This window comes from Salinimonas marina (assembly GCF_015644725.1).
Taxonomy (GTDB): domain Bacteria; phylum Pseudomonadota; class Gammaproteobacteria; order Enterobacterales; family Alteromonadaceae; genus Alteromonas.
Window position 1 is genome coordinate 1,425,467 of the sequence record NZ_CP064795.1, and the last position, 25,154, is coordinate 1,450,620.

Annotated in this window: 12 protein-coding genes and 3 pseudogenes; 10 read left to right on the forward strand and 5 right to left on the reverse strand. The window is 51.0% G+C overall.

What is annotated here, in order from left to right:
* The first annotated feature begins 16 nt into the window (after positions 1 to 16).
* On the forward strand, positions 17 to 4,309 hold the full coding sequence (locus IT774_RS06340) for an EAL domain-containing protein (protein ID WP_195811831.1): 4,293 nt from the start codon (positions 17 to 19) through the stop codon (positions 4,307 to 4,309).
* Here IT774_RS06340 and IT774_RS06345 read toward each other — a convergent pair.
* On the reverse strand, positions 4,296 to 6,542 hold the full coding sequence (locus IT774_RS06345) for a xanthine dehydrogenase family protein molybdopterin-binding subunit (protein WP_195811832.1): 2,247 nt from the start codon (positions 6,540 to 6,542) through the stop codon (positions 4,296 to 4,298). The genes IT774_RS06340 and IT774_RS06345 overlap by 14 nt on opposite strands.
* On the reverse strand, positions 6,539 to 6,997 hold the full coding sequence (locus IT774_RS06350) for a (2Fe-2S)-binding protein (protein WP_195811833.1): 459 nt from the start codon (positions 6,995 to 6,997) through the stop codon (positions 6,539 to 6,541). Before IT774_RS06350 ends, IT774_RS06345 begins: the two co-directional genes overlap by 4 nt.
* Before the next feature lie 709 nt (positions 6,998 to 7,706).
* Between IT774_RS06350 and IT774_RS06355 the strand changes: the two genes are divergently transcribed.
* Together IT774_RS06355 and IT774_RS06360 are read left to right on the forward strand one after the other, a co-directional pair.
* Positions 7,707 to 9,377 carry an AMP-binding protein gene (locus IT774_RS06355; RefSeq protein WP_195811834.1) on the forward strand — a complete coding sequence of 557 codons (1,671 nt, stop codon included), beginning with the start codon at positions 7,707 to 7,709 and terminating at the stop codon, positions 9,375 to 9,377.
* A gap of 657 nt (positions 9,378 to 10,034) precedes the next feature.
* Positions 10,035 to 10,880: a transposase gene (locus IT774_RS06360; protein WP_408641202.1), complete on the forward strand. Its 846-nt coding sequence runs from the start codon at positions 10,035 to 10,037 to the stop codon at positions 10,878 to 10,880.
* On the opposite strand, the gene IT774_RS06365 is transcribed toward IT774_RS06360, so the two are convergent.
* Together IT774_RS06365 and IT774_RS06370 are read right to left on the reverse strand one after the other, a co-directional pair.
* Positions 10,860 to 11,327 carry a CreA family protein gene (locus tag IT774_RS06365; RefSeq protein ID WP_195811836.1) on the reverse strand — a complete coding sequence of 156 codons (468 nt, stop codon included), beginning with the start codon at positions 11,325 to 11,327 and terminating at the stop codon, positions 10,860 to 10,862. The two genes, IT774_RS06360 and IT774_RS06365, sit on opposite strands and share 21 nt — an antisense overlap.
* Positions 11,328 to 11,799: 472 nt before the next feature.
* Complete coding sequence (locus IT774_RS06370) at positions 11,800 to 12,453, reverse strand: dUTP diphosphatase (RefSeq protein ID WP_195811837.1); 654 nt, start codon at positions 12,451 to 12,453, stop codon at positions 11,800 to 11,802.
* Between the two features lie 294 nt (positions 12,454 to 12,747).
* Between IT774_RS06370 and recC the strand changes: the two genes are divergently transcribed.
* The 7 genes and pseudogenes from recC to IT774_RS17365 all read left to right on the forward strand — a co-directional run bounded on the left by recC (position 12,748) and on the right by IT774_RS17365 (position 23,914).
* On the forward strand, positions 12,748 to 15,936 hold the full coding sequence (gene recC / locus IT774_RS06375) for an exodeoxyribonuclease V subunit gamma (RefSeq protein ID WP_232365144.1): 3,189 nt from the start codon (positions 12,748 to 12,750) through the stop codon (positions 15,934 to 15,936).
* The gene (locus IT774_RS06380) at positions 15,933 to 17,009 is read left to right on the forward strand and encodes a UvrD-helicase domain-containing protein (protein WP_195811839.1); all 1,077 of its coding nucleotides are present in this window, start codon (positions 15,933 to 15,935) and stop codon (positions 17,007 to 17,009) included. Before recC ends, IT774_RS06380 begins: the two co-directional genes overlap by 4 nt.
* A pseudogene (locus IT774_RS17705) lies at positions 17,009 to 17,218 on the forward strand (UvrD-helicase domain-containing protein); the annotation flags it as partial. The gene IT774_RS06380 and the pseudogene IT774_RS17705, both read left to right, overlap by 1 nt.
* 287 nt (positions 17,219 to 17,505) lie before the next feature.
* Complete coding sequence (locus IT774_RS06385) at positions 17,506 to 19,515, forward strand: 3'-5' exonuclease (RefSeq protein WP_195811840.1); 2,010 nt, start codon at positions 17,506 to 17,508, stop codon at positions 19,513 to 19,515.
* A complete protein-coding gene (gene recD, locus IT774_RS06390; RefSeq protein WP_195811841.1) occupies positions 19,516 to 20,979 on the forward strand; it encodes an exodeoxyribonuclease V subunit alpha in 1,464 nt (487 codons plus the stop codon).
* Positions 20,955 to 21,395 (forward strand): ATP-dependent DNA helicase, encoded by a 441-nt coding sequence (locus tag IT774_RS06395; protein WP_195811842.1) that lies wholly within the window; start codon positions 20,955 to 20,957, stop codon positions 21,393 to 21,395. The genes recD and IT774_RS06395 overlap by 25 nt, the downstream gene beginning before the upstream one ends.
* A gap of 135 nt (positions 21,396 to 21,530) precedes the next feature.
* Positions 21,531 to 23,914: pseudogene (locus IT774_RS17365) on the forward strand (zinc-dependent metalloprotease).
* Between the two features lie 39 nt (positions 23,915 to 23,953).
* Here IT774_RS17365 and IT774_RS06405 read toward each other — a convergent pair.
* Positions 23,954 to 25,083, reverse strand: a pseudogene (locus IT774_RS06405) (peptidase M14).
* Between the last annotated feature and the right edge of the window lie 71 nt (positions 25,084 to 25,154).

Below are 25,154 nucleotides of genomic sequence, written 5' to 3' on the forward strand. Positions count from 1 at the left end.
CTGATTAGAATAATAAATGGACAGTTACTCGGTGAAAACGGTATTTGACCTCTTCAGGTTTTTGCAAGTTGCAGTACGTGCTTTGCGAGGCCCTAAAACCAGCCAGAACCTACTTCTCATCTGGCTCGGATTTAGTCTATACCTGTCGACGGGCGCAATTGCCGCTCCCGTACTCTCTGAACCTCAGTTTAAACGTTTATCTACGCATCAGGGCCTGACTCAGGACACTATTCTGGATATCCTGATTGATAACGACGGCTTTGTCTGGTTTGCTACTGAAGGCGGACTTGGCCGGTGGGATGGCTATAATTTTTTAACCATCAAGGGTCCCAATGATGTTTTTGTCAACGCCAGTATTGAAAAGCTGTTCCTGGACTCTGCTCAAAAACTTTGGATCAGTACCCTGTCATCGGGTGTATATACACTGGATCTCCACACTCAGGCCATAAACCGTATTATCGATCGACAAGCCCGTTCTGAGACTTCGTGGAGTCAGACGGGGCGCGCATTCATTGAAGACAGCAACAGTAATATTTATGTGGCGCTGGACCATGAGGTGGTCTTTATTAGCGCCCGGGATAACAAACCAAAAACTCTGGCGGTGCTGCCACAGCCTCTTCGCGATAAGGATAACCTGATACGCGATATCTGGTTAACAGACAAGTATCTGTATATCGCCAGCTCCAGCGGCTTATTTGCAAAGCGCCGGGATATGCCCCAGGCCCCCTTATTGCCAATTGAGTATTTACCTTTGGCTGAGCGCAATATCAGCAATCTGAACAGTAAATTTTTGTGGCTGGATAGGCAACAGCGGTTCTGGGTGGCCACCGTGCAGGGCGTATTCGCGATACCCCTGCCAGATTTAGAGGCGGCCCTTGATAAAAATACCCAGGCCCGATTTACTGCTGTGGATGAAACCCTCAATGTTTGGGAAGTGGTGCAAAAAGAAGACGACAGCTTCTGGCTGGCGTCGTCTTCAGGGCTTTATTCGTTAAAACAAAATGCCTCAGGGACCTGGCAAAAGATTCATATTTTGCAGCCCGATGCCGGTGATGTAGAACTGGCCAAGAAAACCATACGGACGCTGGCCCAGGATAAAGGCGGAAATCTGTGGTTGGGCACCGAACTTGGTGGTGCCCTGTTTTGGTCGCCCGAAACCTTAACCATCAACACCATACAAAATCATCTTAATCGTGAAACGGATGTGTTAAGCGACAACACCGTATGGAGTTTTCATCAGTCAGATGCAAACACCCTGTGGGTGGGCACCGCCAATGGCCTGACCCGCCTGGCGCTGGATACCATGAAAAGTGATTTTTTTCTGCAATCTGGCGATAGTTATAGCAATATTGAAAGTGAAATTACTGACATTGTTCCCGCCCCCGATGGCAAATTGTTTTTACGTACTTTCGAAGGTATTCGCCTTTTTGATCCTGCTGCCAATACCTTAAGCTTTCTTCCCACTAACCGGGCCGAAGATGACGCAGTAGTCAAAGCGGGGACCTATAGCATGAGCCTGGGACCTGATGGATGGCTGTACATTATGGGTCACAGTTTTTTTCGTTATAACCCGAAAAGTTATGAACTTGAACCGCTACCATTTGCAGAGCAGGGGGTTTCCACCCAAACAGCGATCGGCTTTTTAGGGTTTTCGGAAAAGCTAGGCAATCAAATGTTGTTTGCCACCAGTGATGCTCTATGGCTTTTGGACACCCACAGTTTACAGAGCCAGATTCTGTATAAATACCAGGCATTGGAAAAGAATAATTCGGTAGCCATTTCGTCCTGGGGTATTGATGATTTCAATACGCTATGGCTGGGCTTTCCGCGCTTTGGGTTAATTGGCATCGATCTTCAAAGCCGTGAAGTTACCCATCGTTTTAATAGTGACAATGTGTTGAATACCAATGTGGTGTATGGGGTAACACTTGATAAGGCTAACAATATCTGGTTTAGCTCGCATCAGGGTGTATACCGGTTTTCGCCCCGTAATCAGCTCATCAAAAACTACAGTTACGGTAAAGAGCTGACGGTTTCCGAGTTCAACGATGGGGCGTCGGTGTTACTCGAAGACGGAAAAATTGCATTTGGTTCAACCCGCGGGGTGGTGATTTTTGACCCTATGTCGCTTATTAACAATCACGACCAGCCCAGAATCAAACAAAGCATGGCTATCACCGGGGTAGGATTGTCCTCGCGCGCGTTGACCCTGCCGTTAAATAATCTAAATGGCAGACATCTGGAGATGGCACATAATGACTTTGGGATTGTCATAAACTTTTCGTCAATGGTGTCAGACTCGGCCGGTCGGGAAAATTATCTGTATACCCTTAGCCGGGATCAGAATATCGTCAGTCAGGATGTGACCACTAACGGGGTGGCTTCTTTTGCTTTTCTGGCGCCGGGCAAATATCGCTTTGAGGTAAGACCTGCAACCGCTCATTTTAGCTATGATATCACCCCGGCTTCTATCACCTTTACCATTGCTTACCCACCGTTTCGTTCTCCTTTTGCCTACGCCATGTATGCAATGGGCGCACTTATTTTATTATTCTTGTATTTTTCTCATCGGCAACAGCAACTTCGGCGGCAAGCCAGTACTGAGCGACAGTTACGGCTAATGGGTCAGGCGTTCAGGCAAACCCGGGACTGGGTGGTGGTCTTTGACCCCGATTCATCGCCCATCGCAGCTAATCCTGCTTTTTGTGCCATTTTTGGCCTGAATTCGAAAGCGAAGTTAAATCATCAGTGGGAGAAGTTACGGCTTAAACGGCCTGAGTTACCTCAAAAACTGCAGGCCCCGCTCAAGGCCTTGCAGCCTGGGGAGTTTTTAAAAGAAGAAACGCAACTGGCCGGGGTCAACGGTCAGCAATTTGATGTGTTAATCGACATTACTGCGGTAACAGCAGAAGAGCAGGCCGGGCAGGTGGACCATTTCCTGGTGGTTATTTCGGATATCTCTGAACAAAAACGGGCGGAACGAAAGTTATTAAAACTGGCAAGCTTTGACAATCTTACCGGCCTGGTAAACCGCAGTTTGTTGTTAGACAGACTGGAGCACGCGCTGGCCCATGCGGCTAATCATCAATTGCAGGTCGCGGTACTGTTTGTGGACCTGGATCGCTTCAAGAGCATAAACGATACGCTGGGCCATGATTACGGTGACAAACTGTTAAAAGTAATCGCCGGGCGGATGCAAAACCTGGCCAGTAAAGATGACACGGTGGCTCGTCTGGGTGGCGACGAATTTGTCATAGTGTTGGAAGATGTCGGCAGAACCCAGCATATCAACTCGTTTGTTGGAAAACTGATAGAGGCGGTAGAGACGCCAATCTCGCTAGGCGAAGAAATTATTAGCACATCCTGCAGTGTGGGCATTGCATTTTACCCTGAAGATGCCGGCGCCCCTTCGGAGTTGTTAAAGCAAGCCGACGTGGCGATGTACAGTGCCAAAAAAGATAAGGTTAACCGTTTTACCTACTACACCAGTGAGTTAAACGAACGTGCCCGGGAGCAGCTTAAACTTGAAAATCGGGTAAAACGCGCCTATCAGCAAAATGCTTTTGAAAACCATTATCAGCCGATTATGGATGCCCTTACCAGTAAACCTGAAGGCGTGGAATTATTGCTGCGGTGCAATATGGACGACGAGGCTCTGTACCCTGACCAGTTTATTCCGGTACTGGAGCAGTTAAGATATATTGTTGATGTTACCCGCCATGCGATTTCACGGGCGCTGGATGATGCGCAGCGTTGGCGTGCTTCAGGTTTTACCGGCTATGTCGCGATTAATATATCGGCGCTGCAATTCAGGGCCAACTTACACCTTGAGCTGTTGTGTGATGCCATGGCTGCCCGCGGGCTTCCCCGCTCAGCGCTGCGTTTCGAAATTACCGAAGGCGCGTTGATGGAAGACTCTAGCCGGGTGGTGGAACAGCTTAAAACCTTTCAAAATGCAGGGTTCAAGCTGGCCTTAGATGATTTTGGCACAGGGTACTCTTCGCTAAGTTATCTCAGGCGGTTTCCATTAGATGTACTAAAAATCGATCGTAGTTTTATCATGGCGCTGGGGCAAAATGCTCAGGCGGATGCGCTGGTCGAAACCAGTATTAAACTGGCACAGACGTTTAATATGGAGTGCGTGGCAGAGGGTGTTGAAGAGCCGGGGCAGGCCGGACGGCTGACTCAGATGGGCTGCCACATTCAGCAGGGCTATTTGTACGCGAAAGCCATGCCGGCGCATGAGATAGATACGCTGTTCGAGCGCCACTTCTCATCGCCGGACTCCACAGGCGCTAAGCCGGTTTGATGGTTAGCGGGATGGGCAATTCATGAAAGCGCTGCCCGGTAGCGGCAAACAAGGCATTAGCCAGGGCTGGCGCGAAAGGTGGAGTGGGGGGCTCACCGACACCGCCGGGCGCCGCTTCACTTTGAATAATCTGTATATCGAATTCCGCCGGCGCATGCTGAATTCTGGCCACCTGATAGTTGTGGAAATTTGATTGCTCAATTTTTCCATCCTGGGCGGTGATTTCTCCGATGGCGCAACTTAGCCCATAAATGGAGCCGCCTTCGCACTGTGCTTTAACATGCTCAGGATTAACCACGGTACCGGCATCAATACACACATAAGCTTTGGGGATGCGCCACTTTCCGGACTCGTCTACGGTGACCTCAACAATGGTGGCCACGTAGCTCAAAAAAGAGCGATGCGCCGCTAACCCCAAAAAGCGTTTGTCTTTGTGCCGGTTATCCCAATCGGCGGCTGCAGTGACCTTATCAATCACCGCATGTAAACGTTGGGTGTCTATAGGGTATTTATCTAATGGATCCCCATAATTGTCATATTCGGCGCCTTCTGCGGCCAAATCAATATGCCTTGGCTTACCAATGAGCTGCTTCAGATGTTCTTTCGGATCCTGATTGGCCGCCGAAGCCAGTTCATCGGCAAAGGTGTGAATAGCATAGGCATGATAAACATTGGCCACCGAACGTAACCAGCCTATTCGAACATGGTTATCGGCTTTGCCTTTTTCCAGCTGTATATTGGGAACATCGAAAGGGTTATCGATAAAGCCAAGACGTAACTCGCCGGCACTGGGCGTATTTGCTCCTTTGGCAAAAGTTGAGCTGATGGTAGGGAAAACCGTATTGTGATGCCAGGCGATGGTTTTGCCGTTTTCATCCAGACCGGCTTCGATATGCTGGGCACTGACGGTATGATAAAACCCGTGCTGAACATCATCTTCACGACGCCAGATAACTTTGACCGGGCGTCCAGCCTGCTTGGCCAGCAACGCTGCCTCTGCGGCAAAATCCGGCTTGGATTTACGTCCGAACCCACCTCCTAGTAAGGTTACGTGAATAATCACTTTTTCTTTGGGCACGCCCAATACCTGGGCTACCAAATCCTGTGCAGCCTGAGGGTTTTGGGTACTGGTCCACACTTCCACTTTATCATCGGTAACCCTGGCAGCGGCCGCAGGTGGCTCCATTGGCGCCTGAGATAACAGGGGGGCGTAATAGGTTGCAGAGAGGCGCTTATGGGCAGTTTCCAGCGCTTTAGGCGCGTCGCCTTTTTGACGAACCACTTCGCCTTTAGCCTTGGCGGTCTTCATCAACTCTGCTTTTTCCTGGCTTGACTGATACTGACTATGTTCGTTTGAAGACCATTTTATATCCAGCGCTTTCACCCCTTCCATCGCTGCCCAGGTGTTGGTGGCCAGAACCGCGACCCCGCCCAGTGGCAAGAAGTTTGCCGGGGCACTGGCTGTTTTAAGGGTAATAACATCGACTACCTGCTTCATCGCGCGGGTTTTTTTATCATCGATATTCTTTGGTTCGGTAAACATCACGGGCGGCCGCTGGATTACCGCAATAAGCATATCCTTCAGGTCTACATCCTGGCCAAACACCGTATCGCCGCTAATGATTTTGTGCATATCAATACTGCGCACGCCCTTACCGACATACTGCCAGTCACTTCTTGCTTTCGGGGTGACTGCCGTTTCTTCTGGCACGGGCAAGGTGGCCGCCACGCTCACCAGTTGTGAAAAATCAACTTGTTTACCCGATGCGGCATGCACCACCTTGTGATCTTTTAAGCTACATTCTTCCGGCTTTACCTTCCAGCCTTTAGCCGCGGCCTGGCGCAGCATATGCGCCGCAGTGGCGCCGGCCAGTTGCAAGCGTTCCAGATTACGGCGGATACTGCGAGAACCATCGGTATTTTGATCGCCATATTTCTCATCCCCGGGGGCTTGTTCGGTTCGCACCCGGTGCCAGTCAGCACTGAGCTCATCGGCGATGATCTGAGTAATAGAGGTTCTGATTTGCTGACCCATTTCTGAACGATGGCATGTTACTACCAGGGTGCCGTCAGCTTCGATGGCCACGAAAACATTCGGGGTAAGTTGCTCGGTCAGCTGAGGCTCATTGGCCAGCGCCAGGCTCTTAGGCGCCAGACTTACGCCCAGAGCAAAGCCACCGCCAAGGGAAACATTTTTTAAAAACGCGCGACGCGATAAGCTTGGAGTATTCATGCTTTGTCACCCCCGGCAACCTGTTTGATGGCTTTTTTGATGCGTGGATAAGTACCGCAACGACAAATATTGCCCGACATCGCCTGGTCTATTTCTTTATCATCAGGGGTGGGCGTAGAGGCGAGTAAAGACGCCGCCTGCATTATCTGACCACTTTGGCAGTAGCCGCATTGAGGCACATCGTTCTCGGCCCAGGCAATTTGCAACGGATGCTCATGATTTTTATCCAAACCCTCTATGGTGGTGACGGTTTTGTCTTTGACCGCAGCCATAGGCAGGCGGCAGGAGCGGGTGGCATTTCCATCTACATGCACAGTGCAGGCGCCGCACAAGGCCATACCGCATCCGTATTTAGTACCTTTCATGGCCAGCTCATCACGCAAATACCACAGCAGCGGCATTTGTGGGTCACCATCGAATTCATGAGTTTGGTTATTGATTTTCAGGGTAATCATGGGGAAGTTCCGTCAATTGTTTAGGTTAGAGCACCATGCTTTTATAGCCGAGTCAACCAACAATAGACCACAAGTGGCGGTATTGTCATTAGTGTCGACAGCTGGATATATAGCCGCCATGAGTCACCAGGGCAGGTGAAGGGTGGGGGATTAAAATATGCCGGATAACGGGTGGGTGTCCGGTAAGCTTTGCTTCCGGTAAGCTTTGGGCGGTAAGTTTTATTCAGGCAAACGACGCATTAGTTCTTATTCCCACCCTCCGGGCCGCGCAAACATAAAGCCGTTGAATCCGGCTACGTGCCCTGGACCAATGCAGATGCTTAACAGTGAAATGGCTGTATTGATAGAGTGTGTGTCCAATTTGTTAAGAAAGTGGCTGTCCATAAAGTATCACATGAGGTGATCGATAAGGAGGTCTGCAGTAAATGGCCTGGTGGATGAGCAGAAAAACATAAACAAATGCAGGCGACAGATAAATAAAATTTCTGTGTAAAACTATCTGAAGACAGCGCGAGTACGGTAAGACGCTATCTTTAATCAATAAAAGAAGGCCACGTGAAACACTAAAAACTTATTGGACAGCCACATCTATACGTGTGGCTTATCGCGCTGTATGAAAAGTAATTATGCGAATATGCTTGTAGCATAAAACCGGCTTATTATATATTTGTGAACAATGTGTTAAACCTGAAGCGCAAAGGAAGAAACTATGCCGCTGGATTTTACTGCCACAGAGGTATCGGCTGTTACAAAAACGCCTCTGAGTATGTTGTACAAATGGGAACAGGAGCGTGCCGACGAGCCGTTTTTACACCAGCCGCGAGAAGGAAAGCTACAAACTTATAGCTGGGCTGAGGTAGGTAACCAGGCTCGCCGGGTGGCGACTCGTTTACAACAAATGGATTTAGAGCCCGGTAGTCGTATCGCCATCTTTGCGAAAAATTGTGCGGAGTGGTTTATCACAGACCTGGGCATCATGCTGGCTGGCTATGTGTCGGTCCCGATATTTGGGTCTGCCGGAGAAAGCACGATTCAGTACGTTGTGAAACATGCTGACGTAAAGCTGATGTTTATCGGGAAACTGGATAATTCGGAAGCACAGCTTGCTGCAATTCCAGACGCTTGCCCTACCGTGCGCTTCCCATACCCGGGGATTTCGAAAGGACAGGACTGGCAAGAGTTTCTCGACTGCGAACCTTTAGAGGATAATCCTGAGCCTCATGTAGATACTGTGATGACCATAATCTACACCTCAGGCAGCACAGGTCAGCCTAAAGGGGTGGTGCACACCTACCAAACTGCCTGCTGGGCGGCGCAAAATTCGTTATCATCTTTAACGATGAGCGCAAAAGATCGTTTGTTGAGTTACCTGCCTTTAGCTCATATCACAGAACGGGTGCTGGTGGAGCTGGCTTCCTTTTATGGTGGACCACAAATTTTCTTCGTTGAATCACTCGATACATTTCAACGTGATGTACATGCTTGTCAGCCAACATTGTTTATATCTGTGCCACGTTTATGGACTAAGTTTCAGATGGGCGTGCTGGCCAAAATGCCTCAGAAAAAGCTCGACTTTCTACTAAGAATACCCATCATAAAAAATATAATTTCTCGCAAGATACGCCAGGGCCTGGGGCTGGACAAAGCCCGGTTCTGGGCAAGCGGTTCGGCGCCGCTTGCGCCCTCGATCATTCGCTGGTTTCACAAAATCGGCATTGATATATCAGAAGGCTGGGGCATGACTGAAAATAGTGCGTATGGCAGTGCCAGTGTTCCATTCAGAGAAGATAAAATCGGCTGCATTGGCAAAGCCTACCAGGGAGTGGACATTCGCTTATCCACCGAGGGAGAAATCCAGGTTAAGTCACCTTGCAATATGGTGGAATATTATCTGGAACCAGAGAAAACGGTTGAAGCCTTCACCACCGATGGATTTTTAAAAACAGGTGACAAAGGTGAAATGGACGACGAAGGCTATATCCGCATTACCGGCCGGCTTAAAGATATATTCAAAACAGCTAAAGGAAAGTATGTTACGCCGTCGCCTATTGAGGCTGCGCTAATGGTCAACTCATTAATAGAACAGGTTTGTGTGACCGGAACCAATTTGCCACAACCTGTGGGGTTGCTGGTATTAAGTGAGCCGGCTAAGCAATACGGTAAGGCGGAAATCAGTCAAAAACTGGAGAAAACCTTCGATAAAGTGAACAGCAAGCTCGAAAGTCATCAAAAGCTAGATCATTTAATAGTGGTAGATGAACCCTGGACCATTGAAAACGGGCTGCTGACGCCAACACTAAAAGTCAAACGTCATGTGCTGGAAGCGCATTATGATGAAATGATTCACGCTTCCTATCACGATAAGATTGTATTTGTGTAACAGACCTGTGCTGTTAGCAGATATTTGCTGACAGCACAGCGCATTCAAATCTCCGCTATTTACGCCCCTGCTTGTATTTTAAAAAGCCGGTTTCCCGTATCTAACCGGGCCCTGTTGGGAATATGTTTTAATCTGTTTTGCTGGCAGTGGTTTTCATGGGCTATTTCATCATAGACACCCACTGCGGTTACTGGTTTCCAAACCCCACATTTAAGCCCCAAACATCAAGGTCTCAGACAACCACTCTCAGACTCACCCTGGAAGTCTGGCCATGGACACTCACATCCATAGTTGCAGCATTGGTTTAGATGGCTGCGCTTTGAGAGGTCAGTGGCGATTCACACAGGTACGCCAAACCAGGTACGCCAGACAGCCACTATGAAGCCCACCTCCCTCGGGAGTGAATTTAAGGCGCCGTGATTGTAGTCAGAGGGTGGAACCTCAAAGCCTGGCAAGCTCGAGTACTACATTGAGATTTAAGTACTGAAGTACAGTAGCAATCTTTTTATAGAGTCTGCACAGTTAGCTCCATTGCTAAGCTGAAGGCCGCCCCATATGCCACGTCCTCGAAAATGTTTAATATCTTTAGACGACACACCCTATTACCACTGTATTTCTCGCTGTGTCCGCAAAGCATATTTGTGTGGTAAAGACCGGTTGAGCGGTAAAAGTTTTGAACACCGTCGTCATTGGGTCGAACAGAGGATTCTGTTTCTAGGCTCGGTTTTTTCTATTGATGTTTGTGCCTATGCTGTGATGAGCAACCATACGCACCTGGTGTTGTTCGTAAATAAGGCTGCTGCTCTGAATTGGACAGATTTGGAAGTTCTCAAGCGTTGGCATAAATTGCATAAAGGTACGCTATTAACTCGCCAATATGTAAACGAAAGTAAGCGTAAATCGATGAGTAAGCTGCAGATTAACTCAGTCAAAGCTACAGTAGAAGTGTATAGACATCGCTTGTTTGATATAAGCTGGTTTATGCGACTACTAAATGAGTACATCGCGCGCAAAGCTAATAAAGAAGAGGGGTGTACAGGGCGTTTTTGGGAGGGCCGCTTCAAGTCCCAGGCGTTACTCGATGAAGCGGCGCTATTGGCATGTATGACTTATGTGGATTTGAATCCAGTGCGCGCAAATATTGCGAAAAGCCCCGACTCTTCGGCCTATACCAGCATCAAGAAACGGTTAAGTGCAGCCAGACACAAATCACAGCCTATTCGATTGTGTCACTTTAAAATCGCTTCCGATGCATCAGTTCCTGCAGGGCTGCCCTTCTCGTTGAACGACTATCTAGGGCTGGTGAGGTTCACTCATCAACGGCTTATTGCTGGCAGTGAGGTCTGTAAATCTATCGAAATAGCTGCCTTAAAGAAATTTCACCTTTCAGCGGGGGACTGGCAAAGTCTGGTGGCTGCTATCGAACAGAGATTTAGTACCCAAATTAGTATCGGCATTGCTCGCTCTCGAAGGGTGGTAGGTTTAGTCGTCGCTCTTCACTAAGCCATAGGCTTTACTGTTCCACAATGGGACGGTCGACAAACTGTGCTTGTAGCTGCCGGAAGACTCTTTGGTGGAGTATGAAACGTACATCAATGTTTGAGATTGCTTGTCATAAATCCGACGTACTTTCATATTCTTAAAAAAGACACTTTTAGATTTTTTGAAAACAATCTCGCCTGAAGACGACTTGTCAATTTCCTCAATCATCTGGGCGGTAATATCTCCGGTCTGACGACAGGCAATTGAACTATCTGAAGGATCAGAAAAATCCAGATCGGCTTCCACACTAGAGATATGACATGTGACGCCGGTCACCACCGGGTCCTTCAAAGAGTCTATTTTAATATCTTTGGTAGTAAATAATCCCAATGAGACATCTCCAACCTCGCTATCACCGCAACCGACAAGACTTCCGGCTATCGCCACCATCAACAAATTTCGTAACATAGTTATGCCTTCTTATTAATAATCTTGTGTACAAAACTCGATTCTATCGCTTTTTATGTGAGGACGGTGGTTTAGGGTCAGTTTTTCTCAATATTAGCCTGGTACTCTCGACAAAATTACCTAACCCAACGCACACAACGACCGGCTCGAAACAGTTTCCTTAAGCTAGAAAATGACTGATCTTTGGGCATCCACAATGAAGAATTTCAAAATAGGTTTCAGGACATCCACAATTAGGGAAAAGTAGAATTAGAAAAAAGCACCGCTGGACAGCCACTCGCAGGGAACACAAAGCCCTACAAAAGTGACTGTCTATGTTTCGTCTGTGTTTCGAAATTTAGATACTTGCAGCTAAGTGAGTGTCCAGGAACCAGGCGTCCAGGAACCAGGCGTCCAGGGCCCAGGCGGCCAGACTCTAGTGGGAAGTGGCTGTCCCGGATATATACATGGGTGGCGCAAGCCTGCCCGGCAGCTAGCTGGGATAGCGTAAGCGCAAGCCTTCGTAAACCATTTCGCTGTAGGTTTTTTCGTTGATGTCTAAGGCATCTAACACTTCTACCAAATGTTCATTGTCTTCCCGGCCGTTCCAGGTTTTTACATAGGAACCTTCTTTGTAGCCGTTATCCTGACGGAAAAAATTAAGCACATTTTTGCCGACATATTGGCGGTATAATTCATCGGCGGACATTTCGCACTGATTCACAATTTTCATAAACAACGAGACATTAAACCGCTTTGCGGCGCACAGTCCTGCCATCAGTTCTAAATTGTCCAGCAGGGGTTGTTCGGCAAAGTAATAGGTCGCGCCATCAAAATCGAGATTGTCATAAGACGCGGCAAGTTCTTCGGACAATTGTGTCGCAGCCTGCTCAATATCCCCATGATACCGGATTAAAAAATCTGACAGAGCAAAATGCCAGATATCCACCAACTCCATCTGCAGCTGCGCCAGATCTTTGGTTTGCGCTTTCCACCATTTCCACCCGTGGTGTTCAATGGCTTCCACCGACTCCACCATTGCAGCGCGTAAATAGCCATAGCCGGCATTGAGCCATTCAGGGTTTACCTTTGAATTCATCTTGTCCTGTAAAGACAACATGGTGGCAATGTGTTGTTGAGTCAGCATTCTTGAAAAACCTTGGGCAAAAATGTAATTGTACCTAAGCGACAAACGACTGAAAAGCATCCTCTATATCAATTTGGCCAGGCGCGGGTGGCACAGCAGAAACTCAGGTTGAGCGCTAGAGTTCGCCGATAATATCTTTTACTATGATCAAAACAATTTATAACAATGGCTTACCTTGCTTGCACTTTACCCTTCAAACAAACTTGAACATCTGAGCTTTTTGCTTGGCGCCCTGATCAAGCAACAACCCGGGCCCCGTTGCAAGCCGAAACCATCCTGGTGGAAAGTCCCGGAATGCAGCATTGGCTGAACATGGAGCTGGCCCGAGAGCAGGGCATTGCGATGAATCTGTCCTTTCCCTTGCCTACCCGGTTTATGTGGAATACTGCCCGACAGGTGCTGGGCGAGGATAAAGTACCGCGCCAATCGGTGTACCGGCGTGAAGTATTGGTGTGGCGAATCGAAAAGCTTATTCAGGAGCCTGAGTTTTGCGCCTTGCCCGAAGCGCAGCCGGTGTGCCGGTACTGGCAACATATTGAAGATACCGACGAGCAGGCGGTGCAACGGTTACAGTTTGCAACGGCGTTAGCCGATGTGTTTGAACAATACCAGCTATACCGGCCTGAATGGTTGTTTGCCTGGGAAGCCAATACCACAGTGCTGTCTGACAGCGAGGATGAACGATGGCAGGCGGCAATCTGGCAGCGCCTGGTAGAGGAGGCGCCGCTGCATCCGGCCCGTTTGCATCAGCAAGCCGTCACTACTTTGCACGAACAGGGTTGCGACGCGTTGCCCGCACGGATCATTGTTTTTGCGATTAACACCATGGCCCCGCAATTGGTGCAGTTTTTTGATGCACTGGCGCAGCATACTGACATTCATCTGTTTCACTTAAATCCCAGCGTGTCCTATTGGGGGGAAACCAAGAGCGATCGTGAGCGCGCCCGCTTATTGCGCGAACAGGGCATCGCTCAGTGGCAGGAGACCAGCCAGGACAATCCGCTGCTGGGCAACCTGGGTAAACAGGGTCGTGATTTATTCAATTTGCTCACCGAACTCGATACCTTTGAAGTCAGTGCGTTTGATGTTGAAGCTCCCGAGGCGTCAGCCAGTGCCAGCACCTTGTTGAATCAGCTTCAGCAGGATATCTTACACGCCCGGCCCGCCAATGCCGGCCGTCAGTCCGTTGCTAGCGACGACAGTATTACTTTGATAAAAGCGCACAGCCCGCTTCGCGAAGTGCAGGCATTGCATGATTATCTGTTGTATCAAATGCAACAAAGCCCGGACCTGGCGCCTGGTGATATTGTGGTGATGTGCCCGGCCATTGAAGACTATGCGCCATTAATCGATGCAGTTTTTCATCGGGTTGGCACGTCGGCCCCGGCGCAAAGCACACCTCCGCGTATTGTATGTTCGATTGCCGATCGCTCGCCGCTGGATGCTGAACCATTGATTGCGGCTTTTCTGAGTTTACTAAGCCTGCCTGACAGTCGTTTCGAAGTTTCCAAAATTATGGATTATTTGCGTCTGGATGCCATGCGCAAAAAGTTTGGCCTGGCCGCAGAAGATCTTGATCTTATGCAATACTGGTTAGAGCAGGCCCATGTGCATTGGGGGCTGGATGGTCAGCATAAACGCCAGGTCACCCGGCAGGTGGACGACAGCTACGCATTTAGCTGGTACTGGGGGCTGGAACGCTTACTTACCGGAATGGCTCTGGGCGACAGCGCGCTCATCTATAACAACATGCTTAGTGTGCCCCATGTAGAAGGGCAAAACAGCGTGGTGCTGGGCAAGCTAATAAGCCTGGTCAGCCAGCTTAAGCACTACGCCGGGGAGCTTAACCAGGCGCGTACAGCCCAGGATTGGCATCAATTTTTAATGACCATGCGCACCGACTGCTTTGAGCCGGATAACGACCAACTGGATGTATGGGAAAGTATCAGTAAGGCCACCGCCGATCTTGCCGCCCACTGTGATGAAGCCGGTTACGAGGCACTGCTTACCCTCAGACAAATAAAAGAAGTTCTGGTAAAGCGGTTTTCATCACCAGATGCAGGTAATCACTTTTTGACCGGCCAGGTAACTTTTTGCTCCATGCTGCCCATGCGCAGTATTCCCTTCAAGGTCGTGTGCATTCTGGGCTTAAATGATGGTGAGTTTCCCCGGCAATCCCAGCCCATCAGCATTGACCTGATGGCCAACAGCAGCCGCAAGATTGGTGATCGGTCCAGGCGTCTTGAAGATCGTTACCTGTTTTTAGAAGCGTTAATATCGGCCCGGACTCATCTGTATCTGAGCTATCAGGCAAACAGCGCCCAGGACAACAGTGAACGCCAACCCTCTTTGGTTCTGGCGGAATTTCAACAGGTATTAACGGCTTATAGCCCAGCCGCGGGCGAACCTCAACAACTGTCTTTGCACCCCTTCAGCGTAGCAGGGTTTCAGCGTTCGCAGCCGGGCTTCGAAAAAGGCTGGCTGCGCCTGGCGCAGGCCATTGCTGTTTATCATGAGCAGCCGATAGGCACGTTCAGTCCATTGCCTGACCCGCGCCTGCCCGACAGCATCAGCCCGGCTGAAATGGCCCGGGCGTTGTGCCAGCCGTTTAAGTATTTTGCCAATCAGCAACTGGGGTTGTATTTAGAAGCCGCTCAGCCGGGCTTAAATGATGCAGAGCCTTTTAGTGCTAATAATCTCACCCGTTTTCAGACCTTAAGCGCATTGAATGAAGCCCGGCACGAACAACGCGACCCGGCACAAATTCTCAATCAAACCCAGCTTTCAGGTGACTTACCCACCACCCCGCTGGCAACAGAGCTACTTGAACAGTGGGATCGCGCCTCTGAGTTGATGATGGCGCAGGTACACTCTCAAAGGCTTATTGAAAAAGCCTACAGCTGGTATTGCGGCCAAAGTCAGTTGACCACTACGGTGTGGCAACAGGACACTCAGCAAAATCCGCCGCAAACCCTGGACACCCACTTTTTGGTTACCTGGCACAGCGGTGCGCAAAATACGTCGCGCTTGCTACAGCAATACATCAGTATGCTGATGGCAAATGCCCAGGGCGAGCATGTGGGTATGTTAAGTTTTTATTGTAAATGGAAAAAAGGGGAGCCTGAGCTTCATAAGGCTACGTTTGAACCCTGCAGCCCCGAAACCGCCGACCATTTACTTAATAAACTGGCACAGGCGTTTATGGCGCTGCACCAGCAACCCATGGCCTGGCTGGCGGATGTGGCGCTGACCTTACTGCGAAAATCCAAAGAGCAGCCGCTTGACGAGTGGGGCTTACGCAGTGACGCCCAGTTTGAATGGCAAAAAATCTGGGAAGGCAACAGCATGAGTGCCGGTTTAAAAGAAGATACTTATCTGCAGTGGTTTTTTCCTCATGGTCTGGCGCTCGCCGACTTACCGCTCCAACAGTACGAAGCTCTATTTCGGCCATTGCTTAATCAGTATTCGGAGAAAAAGTTATGAGTGGCCATATTCCCGTCACAGCCAGGCCGTTAGACGTTACGAGCATGCCGTTATCGGGCCGGCACCTGATTGAAGCGAGCGCCGGCACCGGCAAAACATTCAATATCACCCGGCTGTATTTGCGTTTACTGTTAGAAAAAAAGCTTACCGTACAGCAAATTCTGGTAATGACGTTTACCAATGCTGCTACCGAGGAAATCCGCGGGCGTATTGCCGAAACCTTACGCGAGGCGGCGATGCTGTGGCGCACGGGAGCCGAACAGGGGCAGTTGCCCGACACCGCCGATCCGGTTTTTTGCGCGCTGTACGCTGAATTTCATGAGCCTGTTCATCAAAGTATTATTGAAGCGGCCTTGCTGGAGCTGGATGAAGCTGCGGTGTTCACCATACATGGTTTTTGCCACCGTATTTTATCAGAACTGGCGTTTACCAGCGCCGCAGCGATGCAATTGTCACTTTCTACCGATACCCGCGCCTTGTATTTGCAGGCGGCGCAGGACTGGATCCGCCAGCAGGCTAAAGACGCCGAAGCCTATCTTCAGCTTATGCAACAGGGCTGGCATACGCCTGAAACCTTGCTCAACACCTTTGAAAGCGCGATACGCTCGGGCTTAACGCCCCGCTTTTTGAGCCCGGAGCAAATTCAGAGTCAGGCGCACGAAGCAATACAGCAATACCGCGAGCAATTGCAGTCAGATTTTCAGGCACTGGAAACCGAACTTGCGCCTTATTTCAGTGATATCGAAACCAACCTGGTGGCTGCAGTAAAAGACCCGGCCGTCAGGCATGCCCAGTGGCAGGATATTCTTGAGTGGCTGGCGGTCAGAGAAGCACAACCTCTGCCTGCCGACTTTAATAAATTTGCCCACCACAGTCGCTTTAAGTCGTGCCCGGAACTTAAACCTGTCTTCGCCCGTCTGCGTGAATTCGCCAACAACATTAAAAAGGTGCTGGCCGAGCAACAAAAACAACAGGACACGATGCTGGAGCAGGCGCCCACCATGCAGATTATTGCACAGGGCTTTGACTTTATCCGCCAGCATGTGGCCCGACAAAAGCGCCAGCAGGGGTAGTGGACTTTGATGATTTGATTGCGTTACTGGCCGAGCAGGTAAATGCGCCGGATACGCCGCTCGCCATCCAGCTACGCCAGAAGTATCCGGCAGCGTTGATTGATGAATTTCAGGATACTGACGCCAGCCAGTACCAGATTCTATCGAATATTTATCAGCCCCAGTGTCCTCAGGTATTGCTGATGATTGGGGATCCCAAGCAAGCCATTTACGGGTTTCGTGGCGGTGATATCTTTACCTACCTGGAGGCGGGTCAAAGCGCCGACCACCGCTGGGTAATGGATACGAACTGGCGTTCCACCGCGCCCATGGTGGCCAGCTACAACCGGTTATTCTATGGGGCGCCATTAACCGGTGCGCCTGCTGATGTGTTCGGATTTGGTATTACTTACGAACCGGTGGAAGCCACCCCCACGCCAAAGCCAACAAGGCATTATTGTGTGACGAGGCGCCGGGGCGAGCTGCGCTCACTTACGCTTGCGTGGATACCAGTGAAATGGGCGATAAACCGGCCAAAGGCCAGTTGCAACAGCAATTGGCACGCTGGGTGGCCGATGAGATTGTACGTCTGCTTAATGGCGCCCGCCTGGGCGAAGACGCGTTACAGCCTCAGGATATCGCTATTCTGGTTCGAAGTGGCCCCGAGGCGGCCGTGGTGCAAAATGCCCTGCGCCGGGTCAATCTGGCCTCGGTGTTTTTGAGTAACCGTACCAATTTGTTTGCCTCGCACGAAGCTCAGGATTTGTACCGGGTGTTGGACGGCATCTGGCATTATCAGCAATCTCACCGGTTGTCGGCCGCCTTATCCAGTCCCCTGTTTGGCTTGTCCCATGCGCAGCTGACCAATCTGTTGTACCACGAGGACGATAATGCATGGGAAGCGATGATGGATGAGGTGCTGTTACTGCGCCAGATGTGGCAACAACGTGGTTGTATGACCCTGATTCTGTATTTGCTGGAAGAGCACTTTGCATCTTTTGAAGACAGTATGGAACGGCGTCTGACAAACTATTTGCATCTGGCCGAAGTGCTGGAGCGCGAGTCAGCTGTGCAGGAGCATGCGCAGCAACTGCTGATCTGGTTGCACCGCCAAATCAGTGAGCCGCAATTGGCGCAGGAGCAAATCCAGCGCCTGGAAAGTGATGCACAACTGATTCAGCTGGTTACCCAGCATGGCTCAAAAGGCCTGGAATACCCCATCGTGTTTGTGCCGTTTGCCAGCGATTATCGTGACCCGGCAAAAGTCGGCAAACAGTATCAGGCAATGTATCGCTATTATGATGAACAAACCGCTGGGCTGACATTATTGCTGGGGCGCAGTGACCGTGCTATTGAACGGGTGCGGCGAGAAGGCAACGCCGAGTCTACCCGGTTGTTGTATGTAGCGGTAACCCGCGCGGCGCAGCGCTGCTACTTAGGAGTGGCGCCGTTTGAAAATCATCAGCAAAGCGCGCTGGCTCAGGCGTTAGACCTGGGTGAGGCCCAGGACTGGTCACAGGCCATTGATCGGGTGATTGCTGAAGGTGGTGAGCATACCGCCTGCACTTCGGTACCGGTTAGCCTGCCGGTTCGCGCTTTACAACAACAAGAGGCCCCAAACCACCCACTCAGTGTCGATACCTTTACCGGTGAGGTCACCGAGCGCTGGCGCTTGTATTCGTTTTCAGCGCTGGCCCGGCGGCAGATGGTGGTCAACCGTACCCGCCGCGAAGCTGAGCTGGATAATGCCCGACTGCTGGCTGACGAGGCAAACGAGAGCGACACGGCGAGCCTGCCATTTCGGTTTCGATTTACCAAAGGTGCCGCCGCCGGTAATTTGCTGCACGATATTCTGGAACATTGTGATTTTACTCAGCCTGACTGGCAGAGCGGGGCCATGGATATGGCCCAACGATTTGGCGTTGAACACAACCAGTTGCCAAACTTTTTTCAATGGCTTGATGAGGTCCTGGCGGCGCCGCTCAACAATGACGGTTTAACGCTGGATTCATTGCCAGAGACAGCAACCCTGCGCGAAGCAGAGTTTTATTTTCCATTGAATACCGTCAATCTGTTTCAGCTTAACCAGTTTCTGGCAGGCTATCGCCAGCAGGCTGCCGGCCAGGGGCCGTTTATGGTAAATCTGGATACCAAAAAGCTTGAAGGTCTGATGCATGGGTTTATTGATTTGATCTTTGTATTCGAGGGACGCTATTTTGTGGCCGATTACAAATCCACTCATCTGGGTGACAGTTATGCCGGTTACCAGCAAGCCCGGCTTACCCAGAACAATCAGCATCATTTATACGATCTGCAGTACTTAATTTATGCGGTGGCTCTGCATCGTTATCTGCAAACCAAACTGCCCGGTTATCATCCTTCCAGCCATTTTGGTGGCGTGTATTATTTATACCTGCGGGGCATGCACCCGGATAATCAGGAGCATCAGGGGGTTTATCATGCCCGGCCCACAGATGAGCAGTTGCTGGCGTTAGATGCTATTTTTAAACATGCAGAGGCAAGCTAAATGAAACACAAGATGTTTGCCGACACCCTGGCATTGTTGGCCGGTATAGAAGCCATCGACTATTGGTTTGCCGGGCAGTTTACCCCGCAGGAAAATGAACAACAGCAAGACTGGTTTATGCTGCTGGTGGGATTAAGTGTATTTCAACGCCAGGGGCATACCTGTGCAGATTTACGCCAGTTGGCGGGAAAGCGTTTTTTTGATGATGCGGAACAGTCGTTACCAGGCTGGCAGTATCCGGACCTGGACCGGCTTGCAACAGTGGCCGCCGAGGGAGTGAACCTGCCGCAGGTGGGGCCGGCGTTAATGCTGATTGGTACCAGATTGTATAGTGGTCGTTACTGGCAATTTGAACAGGATATTGCCACCGCGCTGGCCCCAAAAATTATCAGCCAGCCTTTAAACAGCTCCCAATATCAGGCGCTTGAAAATGTATGGCCGGTATTGTTTAACACTGACAAAAGTGACACTCAGGATTGGCAGCAGGTGGCCACGGCCAGCGCGCTGCAACAAGGTTTTACCATCATCAGCGGCGGGCCAGGGACCGGCAAAACCTATACCGTGACCCGTTTATTGCTGGCGCTGCAAACCATCGCCAGCCAGACCGTCCGCATAGTACTTGCAGCGCCCACAGGTAAAGCGGCGCAGCGGATGAACGAGTCCATCACCGCCAGCCTGCAACAGCTTGATGGGAAGCTTGATGAGACATTGGTCGCCGCGATCCCCACCAATGCCGTAACCCTGCACCGGTTATTAGGGATTAACCGGTATGGCATTGATACCCGCCGGCATCAGCGCAATCTGTTGCACTGCGATGTGTTGATTGTTGATGAAGCCTCAATGATAGATATGGCGTTGATGGCACGCCTGGTGCGTGCCTTACCTGACACGGCGAGGCTGGTATTGGTAGGCGATGCGGACCAGTTGCCGGCGGTGGAGTCAGGCAATGTACTGGAAGCTTTAACCGGCCCGCAGTCCTTTGCCGGGGTAAGCACGGGGCTGGCTAGCCATCTTACCCGGCTGTGCCCCCATCTTCCGGAACCTGAAACGACCAGTAAGAGCCGTGATTTTGTGCAGAGGCTGCAGGTTAGTCGGCGGTTTGCCGGGCATCTGGCCAATGTCGCCACCGCTATCCGTCAGGGCGATAGCGACCAGGCGTGGCAACATATTCATACCTGTAGTGGTGCCGCCAGCGACCAGATATACGCGAATGAACAGGTACAGTCACTTGACGATGAGGCATTTGAACAGCACTTTGACCGGTTTGCCCGTGCGTGCTTTAGCGCGCAGCTGGATCCCACCCTCGGGCCGCAACAAGCGCTGATCGCGATGAATCGATGTCGTTGGCTTACGCCGGTGCGCCGGGGCCCCTTTGGGGTGGAAACCCTTAATCAGCGCATTGAACAGGCACTTAAGGTTTACCGGGGGCCGGTCAGTATATGCACTACGCCGGACGTCCGGTGATGGTGGTCGAAAATAACTATGCTCAGCAACTATTCAATGGTGATGTTGGCATTATATGGCCGGATGAGAACCAGCAGCTGAAAGCCTGGTTTGCCAGCGACATCGGTCTGCGCTCGATTAGCCTTACCCGGCTGCCTGCGGTGGAAACCGTATTTGCGATGACAGTTCACAAATCTCAGGGTTCAGAATTTGAGCAGGTGGTGATGTTACTGCCAGAGACAGGCAGTGCGCAAATCGCCAGTTTATGCAGTCGGGAGCTGTTGTACACCGGCATTACCAGGGCCAAAAAAGGCTGTACCCTTATAGGCACGGCTGAGCGCTTTAAGGGGATGGTGGGCCGACGCCAGCTACGTTTTTCGGGGTTGGCTGAAGTACTTGAACACCACGCGCAGCAATCAGCTACAAGGCCCGACTGAGCCAGGTGCGGCTATGTGATGTAACCGCTTCAGCGTAGCTGACGCGGCTCGTTTTTACCGGACATCGATTTTTATTCGGTTGCAGGTGCTGCAACCAAAGTTATAGCTTTATGTTGACTCAAAACAGGGAGAACAATGGTGCGTAAATGGTGGGCGTTAGCGTTAATTCTGAACTGCTCGGTAGTCTGGGCAGCATTACCCGGGATACAAGAATTCACCCGGGATATGTCTTATAAAGAGGGTTTTATTCCGTTTTATTACGATAAGGCCAGTGACAAAGTGTACCTGGAATTGTCGCGCTTTGATGCACCGTTATTGTTTCAAAGTTCATTGCCTTATGGGGTAGGCTCAAACGATATCGGCCTGGATCGCGGTCAGTTAGGCGACACGCGTCTGGTGCAGTTTGAACGCTATGGCCACAAGGTCATGTTGAAACAGCTCAACACCCGGTTTCGGGCCCAAACCGATAACCAGGCAGAACAGGACAGTGTACAGGAAGCCTTTGCTGACTCTGTTATTGCCGGATTTAAAGTGGTGGCCGGCACCGACGATACGGTGCTTATTAATTACACTCCCTATTTGCTTACCGACGTTCACGGTATCGCCCTGCGGTTAGAACAAACCGGGCAGGGGAGCTATAAAGCCGACGCTGGTCGTAGCGGCGTGTTCCTGCCCGCACCAAAGCGTTTGAGAAAAATACCGAGTTAGAAGCGCTGGTGACCTTCGGGGGCAGCAATCCGGGCAAATATGTACAGGCAGTGACCCCGGATCCCACCAGTATTACCGTGCATCTTCATCATAGCTTTATCGCGCTTCCCGACGACGGCTATGAGCCGCGGGCCTATCATCCCTACAGTGGTTACTGGAAAACCAGCTTTTTTGATTATGCCACCGGTATCAGTGAACCATTAGAGCAGCGCTACATTACCCGTCATCGCCTGGCCAAAAAAGATGTCGGGGCGAAACAATCAGAGCCGGTTGAGCCTATTGTGTATTACCTGGATCCGGGGATTCCCGAGCCGGTGATGAGCGCGCTTAAAGATGGCGCCAGCTGGTGGAACCAGGCGTTTGAGGCGGCTGGGTATACCAATGCCTTTCAGGTGAAGGTGTTACCCGCAGACGCCGACCCGATGGACGTGCGCTACAATGTGATTCAGTGGGTGCACCGGGCCACACGAGGCTGGTCCTATGGTAGCTCGGTTGTTGATCCGCGCACCGGCGAGATCATCAAAGGGCATGTGACCCTGGGATCGCTTCGGGTCCGCCAGGATTATCTGATTGCCCTGGGGCTGACCAGTCCGTTTGCTGATACCAAACAAACCGACGAGCAGCAGCAGATGGCATTGGATCGCATTCGTCAGTTGTCAGCCCATGAGGTAGGCCATACTCTGGGGGTCGCTCATAACTTTGCGGCAAGCGAAGATGGCCGCGAATCGGTGATGGATTATCCGCACCCGCAAATTACCCTAAACAATGGCGAAATCTCCCTGGCCAATGCTTACGATAAAGGCATGGGGCAGTGGGACCTGCATGCGATTGCCTATGGTTATCAGGATTACCCCGAGGAGGCCCAGGAGCAGGCCGGACTTGCCCGGCAGATTAAACAAAGCCGGGAGGCGGGACTCAGCTTTAAAACTGACTTTGATACCCGTTCATCTGCCAGCGCGTCGGCCAACGGCCATCTGTGGGAAAACGGCGCCGATCCGTTGCAAGAGTTGAACAAAATGGTGCGGATCCGGGAACTGGCACTGCAGAACATGGGCCTTGCTACTTTACCTGACAACCGCAGTTTGTCGGCCCTTGAAGATGCCCTGGTGCCGGTATATCTGCTGCATCGGTTTGCGGTGGTCGCCGCCGCTAAACAGGTGGGCGGACTGGTTTATGAATACGAGCAAAAAGGGGATTATGCGAAGCCGAAGGGACAACAACCGGTGGCAGCAGCAATTCAGAAACAGGCAATAAAAGCCGTTTTGGATACCACCACCGCGGAATTTTTGCGGTTACCCGAGTCACTTATCAAGCTGATCCCGCCGACTGCCTATGGCGATGATATTACCCGTGAACATTTCAACGGACGTATGGGGCTGCCCCTGGATCCGGTATCTGCTGCCGCCTCGGCAGCAAACTACAGTCTGGGACTGCTGCTCACCCCGCAGCGGCTTAACCGGTTGGCCTGGCAGGCGAGTCAGGCGCGCGGACTGCCGGGCGTGCATGCCCTCACATTACGCATTTTTGAGCAGCACTGGTATAACAACAAAAGCGCCGACTACGGCTTGCAGAAGCGTTTGCGTATGGTCGCACTCAATGCCGTAATGCAAGCGGTGCAAAACCCGGAGCTGGCGCCGGAGGTCAGACTGGAAATGCAGTCGGTATTGTATAAATTCACTGACTGGCTTAAACAAGACAGTGGCCTGATGGAAGCCGGGGTGCTGCATCAGCAGATGACCCATTACTGGCAGACCGGCCAGTGGCAGGCAGGCTTTGAGGTGCCGGCGTTGCCCCCAGGCTCCCCCATCTGAAATACCCCGTTGCAGGCAGACGGACCCGGGCGGGTTCGTCTACTCGCTTTCGGTTAAGGTGTAATACTGGGTAAAGACCTTGTACAACTGCGTACCGCTTAGTACCGACGCGGACGGGAAGTGCAAAATAGGAATGAGGTCGCACGGCGCGGTTAGAGTAAACGTTGCGTTTTCATTATCCAGCTCATCGATATTCAGCACCCGGGCCAGTGGCTCGCCTTTACTGACCGGGCTGCCCGGGCGCGCGCAGTATTCCACCATGCCGCCAAAATCGGTGTACAGGGTTTTATAATTTGCCAGCTCCACACCTACCCGACGCATTGCTTTGGGTTGAAAGCGTGTTTCATTCAATACCCCGCGCTGATTCAGATAAGTAAGAATGCTGATGGCGTCCTGTTCACCGTCATCAAAATGAACCACTTCCTGAGACCCCATCTCCAGGGTCATCGCTTCGATGCCAAAATCCGGCGTCTCGCCGAAGCGTTCAGCCAGTGCGGATTGCAACGTCCACCACGGGCAAAAGGTGGCTTCGTCCAGGGCCCCGGCAAAAACATTAGGAATAAATATACAGTGCTCGATGTTAAAGCAGTAGGCCGCGGCGCGGGCATTCTGCGGGATATAGATATGCCGCGCCGAGACCGGGCCGTTATGTAAATCCAGCACATAATCAGCATCAACCGCCAGCCGCTGCAATTGCAAGTTGAGTTGTTGGGCCAGTCCCAGGCCCCAGGGCGACGCCAGCTTGTCTTCGATAGCCTCTTGCCAGTAAGCGCGAAAGCGTTGTTTGATTTGGCTCACGGGAGTACCGGATGCTACCGTCGCGGCAAACTCGAGTACCCGCGACTCATCATAAAAGTAACCCCGGTTCCAGTTGGTCCCATTCACCGGATCGAAGCGGCCCAGGGTGTACTCACCTGCTTTAATGTTGGTACCGATAGGATTGCAGTTGGGCACCAGTATCACTTCCCCTGAACCGCCAGCTTTTTTAGCTTTTGCAATAAATGAAAAATAACCACATTGCCCTGAACTTCGGCGCCGTGGATAGAGCTTTGAATATACACTTTGGGGCCAGGCCGCCCGGCGGTCAGCCGGTAAACCGGGACATTCATATTGCGACCCGAAGCATTTTGAGCCACCACCAAATGCGATTTGGTTACGGTAACGGACATATCATCCCCTTGGAGAAAACAGAAAAAAAATGGCGTTGCGGCAGGAAATCCTGGTTTACCAGCACTCAGCG

Bases quoted from the DNA above. Each gene is read 5' to 3' on its own strand.
- IT774_RS06340 (WP_195811831.1), top strand. From the start codon at position 17: ATGGACAGTTACTCGGTGAAAACGGTATTTGACCTCTTCAGGTTTTTG.
- IT774_RS06345 (WP_195811832.1), bottom strand. From the start codon at position 6,542: ATGAATACTCCAAGCTTATCGCGTCGCGCGTTTTTAAAAAATGTTTCC.
- IT774_RS06350 (WP_195811833.1), bottom strand. From the start codon at position 6,997: ATGATTACCCTGAAAATCAATAACCAAACTCATGAATTCGATGGTGAC.
- IT774_RS06355 (WP_195811834.1), top strand. From the start codon at position 7,707: ATGCCGCTGGATTTTACTGCCACAGAGGTATCGGCTGTTACAAAAACG.
- IT774_RS06365 (WP_195811836.1), bottom strand. From the start codon at position 11,327: ATGTTACGAAATTTGTTGATGGTGGCGATAGCCGGAAGTCTTGTCGGT.
- IT774_RS06370 (WP_195811837.1), bottom strand. From the start codon at position 12,453: ATGCTGACTCAACAACACATTGCCACCATGTTGTCTTTACAGGACAAG.
- recC (WP_232365144.1), top strand. From the start codon at position 12,748: ATGCAGCATTGGCTGAACATGGAGCTGGCCCGAGAGCAGGGCATTGCG.
- IT774_RS06380 (WP_195811839.1), top strand. From the start codon at position 15,933: ATGAGTGGCCATATTCCCGTCACAGCCAGGCCGTTAGACGTTACGAGC.
- IT774_RS06385 (WP_195811840.1), top strand. From the start codon at position 17,506: ATGGGCGATAAACCGGCCAAAGGCCAGTTGCAACAGCAATTGGCACGC.
- recD (WP_195811841.1), top strand. From the start codon at position 19,516: ATGAAACACAAGATGTTTGCCGACACCCTGGCATTGTTGGCCGGTATA.
- IT774_RS06395 (WP_195811842.1), top strand. From the start codon at position 20,955: ATGCACTACGCCGGACGTCCGGTGATGGTGGTCGAAAATAACTATGCT.